The organism is Streptococcus mitis, from assembly GCF_946190375.1.
GTDB classification, from domain to species: Bacteria; Bacillota; Bacilli; order Lactobacillales; family Streptococcaceae; genus Streptococcus; species Streptococcus mitis_CJ.
Genome location: NZ_CAMIAF010000057.1, coordinates 1 through 359, shown reverse-complemented (window position 1 = coordinate 359; position 359 = coordinate 1). Strand labels below are relative to the sequence as shown.

The 359-nt window shown below is 42.1% G+C and carries 1 protein-coding gene; it reads right to left on the bottom strand.

Going from position 1 to position 359, the window contains the following annotated elements:
- Positions 1-359, bottom strand: a 359-nt coding sequence (locus tag N8M09_RS10935) for a hypothetical protein (RefSeq protein ID WP_419991732.1), incomplete at both ends; no start/stop codon positions are given.

Sequence of the window (359 nt, the reverse complement as noted above, 5' to 3'; positions counted from 1 at the left end):
TTTTGCTTCACCTTTAGCTTTTGTCGCGTCTTTTTCATAACGAACACTTGGCTCTATTGGCGTAACGACAACCTTAGCCTTGGCTCCATTTCTATTGAAGATTTCTGTTGTCTCTGTTGGAGTAAGGGCACCGGTACTTGCATTGACCGCGTAAGTTGTTGTCTTCTTAACAACATCATCACCTTCTTTGAGATATTCAACCTCATCTTTAGCTGGCACTTTAACCACTGTAGGAGTTGAAGGTTTGATAACTGGTTGACCTTCATGTGGAATGAGGTTACTATCTGTCGGATTCACAGTATAAGTGGTAGTTACTGTTCTAGTGCCTGGAGTACCAGCTACTGTGATTTTTGCTTCAC